Raw genomic sequence first — 8,717 nt, forward strand, 5'->3', positions numbered from 1 at the left:
ATATTTTTGAGTCCAGTATTCTATCATTCACTCATTGTATCATTCTATCATTAAAAAAATGATATGAAAAAGCTACTAATATTTCTCGGCATCACGCTATGCCTATTTGCGATCTCCTGCGATCAGGGATTCGACGAACTGAATACCAATCCCACGGCAGCCACCACGGTCGATCCGGCATTTCTGCTCAACAACGCAGTCATCAACTCTTCGCACGTGGCCACTACGCTGCAATACGATATGAGCATCGTGCAGCAAACAGTCACCCCCAATTCAGGGGTATTGACTGGGGCGAACTTCAACCAGGACAACCGCGATTACACCCAGCAAAACTGGAATCGCTACTTTCCTAACGTGATTCGTAACACTAAAACGGCCATAAATCTTGCCACTGACAAGCCTGCACGAAGCAACCTGGTTCAGATGGCCCGAATTTGGCAGGCCCATGGTTTCATGGTACTTACGGATAGTTACGGCGATATTCCCTATTCAGAGGCGGGTGTAGGTTTCATCGACGGGGTAACCAGCCCTAAATACGATGCCCAGGAAGCTATTTACAAGGATATTATTAAGGAGCTGACTGCTGCCTCCGCTGCTCTCGATGCTTCTAAGCCAAAAGAAGGTGCCGACATACTTTATCAGGGCGATGTGGCCAAGTGGAAGAAGTTGGGCTACTCCCTGTTGCTTCGAGCCGGTATGCGGCTCTCGAAGGTCGATCCGGCACTGGCCCAAGCTACGGTGAAAGCTGCTTTTGCCGGAGGAGTGATGGACTCCAATGCTGACAACGCGGTAGTTCGTCACAACGCCAACTACCAAAACAGTATTGGTAGTATCCTGAACGGCACCGAGGCCAACAACTACTATCTGGCTGGGCCATTTGTGAACTATCTGAAAAGTAACAATGACCCGCGACTGGGCGCTATCGCCGTTCGTTACGTGGCGGCCGCCTCGGGTCCGCAACAGAATGCCGCGAACGCCAAAACTGATCCGTCGTTACAATTGGGAATGCCCTTCGGATTCGATAACAGTGGGATTGTTGGCCAGGCTACCAAAGACGGTCTGGCAAGTTTTTATGCTTACAGCCAAATCGACCGCACACGTTTGGGAAAGCAACAGGCTCCGATGTTCCTGGTGACTCATGGCATGAACCAACTTTTGCTTGCCGAAGCTGCCCAACGAGGTTGGATCACAGGTTCTGCAGCGGATTACTTCAAAGCGGGTATTCGCGCCCATATGGAGCAGATGGCTCTCTACGACGCCGCCTCGGCGATACCGAAAGCTGCGATCGATACCTATATTGCCGCTAACCCGCTCGATCCCAGCAAAGCTTTGGAGCAAATTAATACGCAATACTGGGTGGCATCCTTTCTGAATGGCCCCGAATCGTTCGCCAACTGGCGCCGGAGCGGCTTCCCTAAACTGACGCCTAATCCGTTTCCTGGCAAAGATATCAAGGGCAACTTTATCAATCGCCTTACCTATCCGAACTCGGAAATATCGGTGAACAGCGCTAACGTGCAGGCCGCTATCAGCCGCATGGGTGCTGACAACCTCGATACCAAGGTATGGTGGGACAAATAATTTTGAATGAGTGAATGAGTGAATGATAGAATGAGTGAATAGGTCGTCGTACCTTTATTCTATCATTCACTCATCGCGCCAGCGACCCGGTCTATCATTCAAAATTGATGACGAATCCCGAAATCATTGAAGCCCTCGAACTGACCGCTCGCTTGCTGGAACTGCACGGAGCGGACTCGTTCAAAATCAGAGCGTACAGCGGCGCGGCCTTCAACCTCGATAAATTGACCAATCAACAGATCGCCGGACTCTCGTTCGGCGATCTTGTTGCGATACAGGGTGTAGGGAAGGGGGTGGCTGGGAAAATCCTCGAACTGGTCGAGAAGGGCAGCATCAAAGAAACCGACGAACTGCTGGAAAGTACCCCGCCGGGCGTGCTGGAAATGTTCAGGATCAAAGGCATTGGCCCCAAGAAGATTGCGCTGCTTTGGCACGAAGCAGGTATCGAAACCATCGCCGGGTTGGAAGTCGCCTGCGAGAACGGCAGCGTGGCCAAGTTGAAAGGCTTTGGCGAAGGTACTCAACAGAAAATCCTGGATTCGCTGGCTTTTCTACGCAGCCAGAAAGGCAAATTGCGGATGAACCAAGCCGAGACACTTTCGCAATTAGTGCAGGATGTCTTGGAGCAAAATTTCGAGCGCGTGGAGGTAGCGGGAGAAATGCGCCGAAAGACAGAAACCGTCGAAACGCTGCGTTTTCTCATTGCTGCCGACTCGCCCGTGGCGGTGCAAAAAGTACTGGCTGACATCAAGGTACTTCATCAGAATGTTAAGAGTTCCACGCCCTTTGTGTGGCGCGGCAAGGCATTTGATCAGGATATTTTGGTGGAGATTATAAGTGTTTCTCCTGCCAAAATTGAGAACGAGCTGTTCATCCGCAGCAGTGCGGAAGGCCACTTGGCGCAACCCGCCGCCGAGGGAGGTACTTTACTAAAAATTGCTAGTGCTGAAGCTGTAACTACGGAAGAGGAAATCTACACGAAAGCCGGACTACCCTACATTATCCCCGAAATGCGCGAGGGCCACGGCGAGTTTGCCTGGGCCGAAAAGCACACGCCCGCCGACCTCGTGACCTGGGACGACCTCAAAGGCATCCTGCATAACCACAGTACCTACTCCGATGGCAACAACTCGCTGGAAGAAATGGCGACCTTCTGCCGCGACCTGGGCTTCGAATACCTGGGCATCGCCGATCACTCCCAAACCGCCGCCTACGCCAACGGCCTCCGTCCCGACAAAGTCCGGCAGCAGCACGCCGAGATCGACCAACTCAACGCCCGCTTCGCCGCCGAAAATCCCGAAAAGCCCTTCAAAATCCTCAAAGGCATCGAGTCTGACATTCTGGGCGACGGCATGCTCGACTACGCCGATGACGTGCTGGCTACTTTCGATTATGTCGTCGCGTCAGTCCACAGCAATCTAACCATGTCGCTGGAAAAAGCAACGGAACGACTCCTGACTGCCATCGCCAACCCTTACACGACCATCCTCGGGCATCCGACGGGACGGCTGCTGCTTTCCCGCGACGGCTACCCGATCGACTACCGGGCCATCATCGATGCCTGCGCCCAACACAACGTCATCATGGAAATTAACGCCAGCCCCTGGCGGCTGGACATGGATTGGCGGTGGATCGGCTATTGCCTGGAAAAGGGCGTGAAATTAAGCATTAACCCCGATGCCCATAGCACGCAGGGATACTACGATATGCACTATGGCGTGGCTGTGGCCCGGAAGGGCGGGTTGACGAAGGAGATGACTTTCAACGCATTATCCCTTACAGAAATGGAGAGGTACCTTGCGGAGAAAAAGCCGTAGGCCTTTGCGGAAACGTGAATTGTTACGAACGTATCAAAAGGTAGTTTGTCATTTCGTCAACTTCGTTTTTGAGGTACCTCTATTATTTGCCGAAGCTCAAAAATAGTTGACCACAGTAGGTAAGACGTGCATTTTGTTGCATTTTTGTGCATCCCAAAATTTTTTCAAAACAACACTCTTACTACTCTTCGCCATGCAGTTCGTCGCCGACATCAACATCATGCCCATCAAAGAAATCCTCGACCCGCAGGGTAAAGCCGTCAAATTAGGCTTACACAACCTGGGTATCGATCAGGTGGACGACGTGCGCATCGGCAAGCACATCAGCATTAGGCTGGAAGCCGATGACGCCGACGCTGCCGAGGCGAAAGTAAAGACCGCCTGTGAGAAACTCCTGGCCAACCTCATTATGGAGGAATTTAGCTTCGAAGTTCAACCTGTCTAAGCTTTCTTATTGCGCTGCACCTGGGTCATTTCCTCCCCAATAGCACCCCTTTTCTTGCTTTTCTAGTACTGTCCGGTCGAGAGCATCACGAGTGTACAAGCCCGCACTGGTTCGATGTTATTCTTGACCAAAAGTTCCGAAAAAGCGGTATTTTCGGTCCCTGGGTTGAAGATGACCCGCTTCGGTTTTAGCGATATTACGTAGCTGTAATACTCGGGCTGGTGACGTGGCCCAACGTACAAAGTCACCGTATCTACGGCTTCAAATTCTTCTTTTTCCGTGTATATGGGCTCTCCGGCTACTTCTCCTTGCCGCAGACCTAGCTGCACGATGTCGTGTCCGTGCCGTTTTAACCGGAGCGCTGCCGAGTGCGCGTAGCGGGCTGGGTTGGTGGATGCTCCGATAATCAGTGTCTTTTTCATGGGTTGATTTATATAGTTCGGGAGCTGAATAAATTGGCTGGCCCGATTTTTCTTAAAGCTTTGTAACGCAGTAGCGATATTTTCAGTTTGCGAGGTGTGATATGTCATCCTGTTGATTGTAGATGAAACACAATCTAGGAAATTCGGCTGGCCAGATTCCACACTTACTGCTGATACGCAGACAGCATGAAGTAGAGCTAGTAGCCCCGCTTGCCCAAACAACTTTTTGTTTATTGTAAAGCGCAAATCTTATCTACAAAGTCTACACAGAAATCAACCACTATGAAACAAAACTTGGGCAGCAGCTTTTGGAATGAAAAATGGGTTAGAATCGACTTCGGTAATCCCGATACTGATCCACATTACGAGGTTTCTAACTATGGCCGTATCAAGAGTTTCCAGACAAAATCGAAGGAAGGAACCATCATAAAGGGTTCGGTCATTCAGGGATACCGATCGCTAAATATCAGAATTAAGGGAAACAAATCAGCTAACCGCTATGTCCACAAACTGGTAGCGGAAAATTTCCTGGAAAAAGAAAATCAGGAACAGTCCTTCGTCATTCATCTCGACTACGATAAGCAAAATAATTATTTCGAGAACTTGAAGTGGGTAACCAAGGACGAGTTGACCCTCCACAACCGGGATAATCCGGCGATGGTCAACCGGGTGATGCCTCGCAATACCAAAAACTACAAACTCAATGAAACTAAGGTGAAGATAATAAGGAAGTTGTTGAAAAACGACAACAATCGATTGAAGATGATCGCCAAGCAATTCGGCATCACCCACACCCAACTCAACCGTATCCGCTCGGGCGAGAACTGGAAGCAGGTCGAGAAAGACGCCTGAGATGGTAGTTATTCTGTTATCCAATCCAAAATCAGATTGGCCTTAGCCCCGGATTCACCTTTGCTGGGGCAAGTACCCTCACCACGCAACTCAGCTACGATTGTTTCCACAAGGGGTTGCTGGACATGCGGCGGATAAGGAAGCTCGTATTCCTGGGTGTCGTCCTGAGTTTCTACTTTAATGGTGAATTTCTCAAAAAAAGAAAACGTGATTTTGCCTTCGGTTCCTAGTAGATGGGCTTCGTCGACACGGTGGCGCTTGCTGCCCGTAAAACACCAACTACCACTGCCGACTACCCCGGACGCAAACTCAAAATTGGCCATGACTACATCGTCCGCCGCGTACAATCCTGCCTGATTGCGCGAAATCCCTTTTGCGCTCGTGATGGGCCCAAGGGCAAATTCCAGAAAATCGAATTGATGCGAAGCGAGGTCATGAAAATGACCGCCACCCGAAATTTCGGGATCTACCCGCCAGCGGGGCTGGGCATCGGGGCCGATTTCTTCGGGGTAGGGCGGCCAATGCAGCGCAATGTTCACCAACCTGATATCGCCAATAACTTTCTCATCGATCAATTCCTTAACCTTCAAAAAATAAGGCAGACAGCGACGGTAGTACGCCACGAATAAGGGCGTACCCGTTTCGCGGCTCACCCGTACCATTTCGTCGCACTCTTTCGCGTTTCGCGCCATCGGTTTTTCCACGTACACGGGTTTGCCGAGTCGCAGGGCTTTCAGCGTGTAGTCTTCGTGCGAGCCGGGCGGGGTAGCAATGTAGATCGCGTTGACGTCCGGGTCGTTGAGTAGTTGGTCGGCATCGTCGTACCACTTCGGCACATTGTGGCGGCGGGCGTAGTCGGCGGCTTTTTCACCGTCGCGCCGCATCACGGCTACAAGCTCCGAATGTTCGATATTTTGAAAAGCCGGGCCGCTTTTCTTTTCAGTCACGTCGCCGCAGCCGATGATGCCCCATTTGATGGCGTTCATAGTGTAGTTGTGGAGGTGTTAAATTGTGTAATCGTTGAATTGTGAATGGTATAGTGTTGGTAGTGGCGAACCCGTGCGTTGGCCCAACTGGCGACAGCAACGCTGGTACTAAATCAAGACGAATTTATTTATTTGTTCTTCTAAATTTATGCATGGCTGTGTCGACCGCGTGGAGATAACCCGCAATGTACGCAGCCTGGGCGGCGCGGGTAGTTTCGTCGTAATGCACATGGTCGATAAAGTGTTCGCTGCCAAGCTTTTTGGTAAAAGCATAGAGATCGATCATAGCCACGTCGTTTTGAGCCATCACCTCATCGGCAATGGCGTTGTAAGCGTCGAGGTCGCGGGCGTAACGCTTGAATGCCTTCGAGCGGCTGTTGTGGCGCTCGTCCTCGACGGGGGTAGTTCGCATCCATACCGGATGGATATCTCTGACCCTCAGCATGGCAAGGATTGCCTTCAGATTGGCACGATAGCTAGCTGAATCTACCTGAATGGCGTTGGTGGCCGCATCACGCTTAATGTCTTGTAATCCGCAGTTGAGGAGCATCACATCAGGATGAAAGGTTTTGTCCTGCATTTTAAATTTCAGAAATTCCAGCACCATCCGCGAGTCGCCGCCATTAGCGCCCATCGGTAGATCGAGATTTTTTGCGGCCTGGCCGTTGTCACTTTTGCGGGTGTACAGCCAGGTACTTTGAATGTACTTTTCGAGGTAGGGGCCGTATTGGATGGAAATGCTGTCGCCGATAACAAAGAGCCTGGGCAAGGAAACAGTCATACTACCAAATAGCAGGATGCCGAGTAGCGAAGTGGCGGCAAGCGTAATAGTCTTTGTCATAATTTAGAAAGGATATAATGGAGCGATTCTATTCGTTCCGGCCTTTCTTTAACCTGGTTTTCGATCGTGCCTCTTCTAAATATTGTAGCGCTGCCTCCAATACCGTATCTCGCCCGGCTTGGAAGTCGGCTACCGCAGGTAGTCCACCGTCGATTTCGTTGCTCCTATTTTTGGCAAATATTCGAGGTATAACTGATCCCATGCCTGGGAACCCGTCAACTGGTTTTGGGAATAGGCATCGACCGGGACAGTGAAAAACAGCAGGAGAAGAGCGAGGTATTTCATGATTGCAGCTATAGCAGGCAGGGAAAACTATTTTTACATTGGCTCGTTTTAACTGAAAATTTATTAAAAAATCAAGAAAGAGAGTTCCCTGGCCGGGTATTTATATCGCTCCTGCTCTAATCACGCATCAACTCACCAAAAGTAATTTATGAATTCTAAAAAAGAAGAAAAATACGACGTCATCATTATCGGAGCCGGACAGGCGGGCAAACCGCTGGCCATTTACCTGGCCAAGGCTGACCGCAAAGTTGCCATCATCGAGCGCGAACACCTGGGGGGAAGCTGCGTCAACTACGGCTGTACGCCAACCAAAATGCTGCTGGCTTCGGCCAATACAGCTCACCAGGCGCGGCGTTCTGACGAGTACGGTATTAAGACGGGTGAGGTCAAAGTAGATTTCAAAGCCGCCATGAAGCGTAAGGACGAGGCCGTCGTAGAAGCCAGGGAAGGTATCGAAGAACGTTTGGACGAAGTCAAAGGCATTACGCTCATTCGGGGTGAGGCTTGTTTTACTGGCCCAAAACAAATCAGCATTGATTTAAACGAAGGCGGCCGCCAAACTCTGACGGCCGATCACATTATCATTAATACTGGCGCCAGTTCCCGTGTCCCCGATGTAGAGGGGATGGATGAAGTCGATTGGCTGACCTCAAAGACGGCTTTGGATTTGAAGGAATCACCCGAGCACTTGCTGATTGTTGGCGGGGGATATATCGGTCTGGAATTTGCCCAAATATTTTCCCGGCTGGGCAGTAAAGTGACCGTAATCGAGAGTAACAATCAAGTAATGGATGGCGAGGATAAGGATGTAGCTGACGAGATGCAGAAAATACTGGAAGAAGAAGGCATTACTTTTCACGTGGGAAGTGAGGTAGATAAAGTCAAGCAGGGCAAGGACGGAGCTGTCCAGGTGTCCATAATATCGGAAGACAAAAAAACTTCCGGGGTCACAGGCTCTCATTTGCTCTTCGCCGTGGGAACCGTGCCGAATACCAAAGCCCTAAAACTGGAAGCAGCGGGCATCGACACAGATAAGAAAGATTGTGTTGAAGTAGATGATTATCTCGAAACATCGCAGAAAGGCATTTTTGCAGTAGGCGACGTCAAGGGCGGCCCCGAGTTCACGCACATTTCCTACGACGATCATCGCGTTGTACTGGAAAGGTTACTGGAAGGCAAAAAACGTAGCATCGAAAATCGTCCGGTACCCTACGCCGTCTTTACCGACCCGCAGTTGGGACGCGTCGGCCTCTCCGAAGAGGAAGCCAAGAAGAAAAAAATTAAAGTAAAAATTGCCAAAATGCCGATGACGAAGGTGTCCCGCGCCAATGAAACGGGTCACACCAAAGGCTTCATGAAGGTACTTATCGACGCCGAAAATGACCAAATCCTGGGTGTAGCTATACTGGGAATGCAGGGTGCCGAAATGATGGCTATGCTGCAAATTGCGATGATGGGGAAGCTTACTTACCAGCAGCTCCGCGACGG

At 50.5% G+C, this 8,717-nt stretch carries 9 protein-coding genes; 5 read left to right on the forward strand and 4 right to left on the reverse strand.

The window, feature by feature from the left end; all coding sequences use genetic code 11:
* The first annotated feature begins 63 nt into the window (after positions 1–63).
* The 3 genes from ACEW8P_RS15290 (at position 64) to purS (ending at position 3,843) form a co-directional block, all read left to right on the forward strand.
* Entirely contained in the window at positions 64–1,581 is a 1,518-nt protein-coding gene (locus ACEW8P_RS15290) for a SusD/RagB family nutrient-binding outer membrane lipoprotein (RefSeq protein ID WP_373513948.1), read from the forward strand.
* A gap of 107 nt (positions 1,582–1,688) precedes the next feature.
* The gene (gene polX / locus ACEW8P_RS15295) at positions 1,689–3,398 is read left to right on the forward strand and encodes a DNA polymerase/3'-5' exonuclease PolX (RefSeq protein ID WP_373513949.1); all 1,710 of its coding nucleotides are present in this window, start codon (positions 1,689–1,691) and stop codon (positions 3,396–3,398) included.
* A 193-nt stretch (positions 3,399–3,591) separates the two neighbouring features.
* Complete coding sequence (purS, locus tag ACEW8P_RS15300; RefSeq protein ID WP_373513950.1) at positions 3,592–3,843, forward strand: phosphoribosylformylglycinamidine synthase subunit PurS; 252 nt, start codon at positions 3,592–3,594, stop codon at positions 3,841–3,843.
* Between the two features lie 62 nt (positions 3,844–3,905).
* Here purS and ACEW8P_RS15305 read toward each other — a convergent pair whose 3' ends face one another.
* Positions 3,906–4,265, reverse strand: coding sequence for a CoA-binding protein (locus ACEW8P_RS15305; protein ID WP_373513951.1), 360 nt, complete (start codon positions 4,263–4,265; stop codon positions 3,906–3,908).
* Between the two features lie 282 nt (positions 4,266–4,547).
* On the opposite strand from ACEW8P_RS15305, the gene ACEW8P_RS15310 reads away from it, so the two are divergent.
* Entirely contained in the window at positions 4,548–5,117 is a 570-nt protein-coding gene (locus ACEW8P_RS15310) for an NUMOD4 domain-containing protein (RefSeq protein ID WP_373513952.1), read from the forward strand.
* A gap of 8 nt (positions 5,118–5,125) precedes the next feature.
* Here the strand turns inward: ACEW8P_RS15310 and ACEW8P_RS15315 are convergent, their stop codons facing one another.
* From ACEW8P_RS15315 to ACEW8P_RS15325, 3 genes are all read right to left on the reverse strand, one after another.
* Positions 5,126–6,103, reverse strand: coding sequence for a Gfo/Idh/MocA family protein (locus ACEW8P_RS15315; protein WP_373513953.1), 978 nt, complete (start codon positions 6,101–6,103; stop codon positions 5,126–5,128).
* A gap of 124 nt (positions 6,104–6,227) precedes the next feature.
* On the reverse strand, positions 6,228–6,944 hold the full coding sequence (locus ACEW8P_RS15320) for an SGNH/GDSL hydrolase family protein (RefSeq protein WP_373513954.1): 717 nt from the start codon (positions 6,942–6,944) through the stop codon (positions 6,228–6,230).
* A 129-nt stretch (positions 6,945–7,073) separates the two neighbouring features.
* Positions 7,074–7,229, reverse strand: coding sequence for a hypothetical protein (locus tag ACEW8P_RS15325; protein WP_373513955.1), 156 nt, complete (start codon positions 7,227–7,229; stop codon positions 7,074–7,076).
* 148 nt (positions 7,230–7,377) lie between these two features.
* Between ACEW8P_RS15325 and ACEW8P_RS15330 the strand changes: the two genes are divergently transcribed.
* Positions 7,378–8,717 (forward strand): mercuric reductase (locus ACEW8P_RS15330; RefSeq protein ID WP_373513956.1); only part of this gene is annotated, 1,340 nt, incomplete at its 3' end.

This window comes from Persicitalea sp., from assembly GCF_041751555.1.
Classification (GTDB): domain Bacteria; phylum Bacteroidota; class Bacteroidia; order Cytophagales; family Spirosomataceae; genus Persicitalea.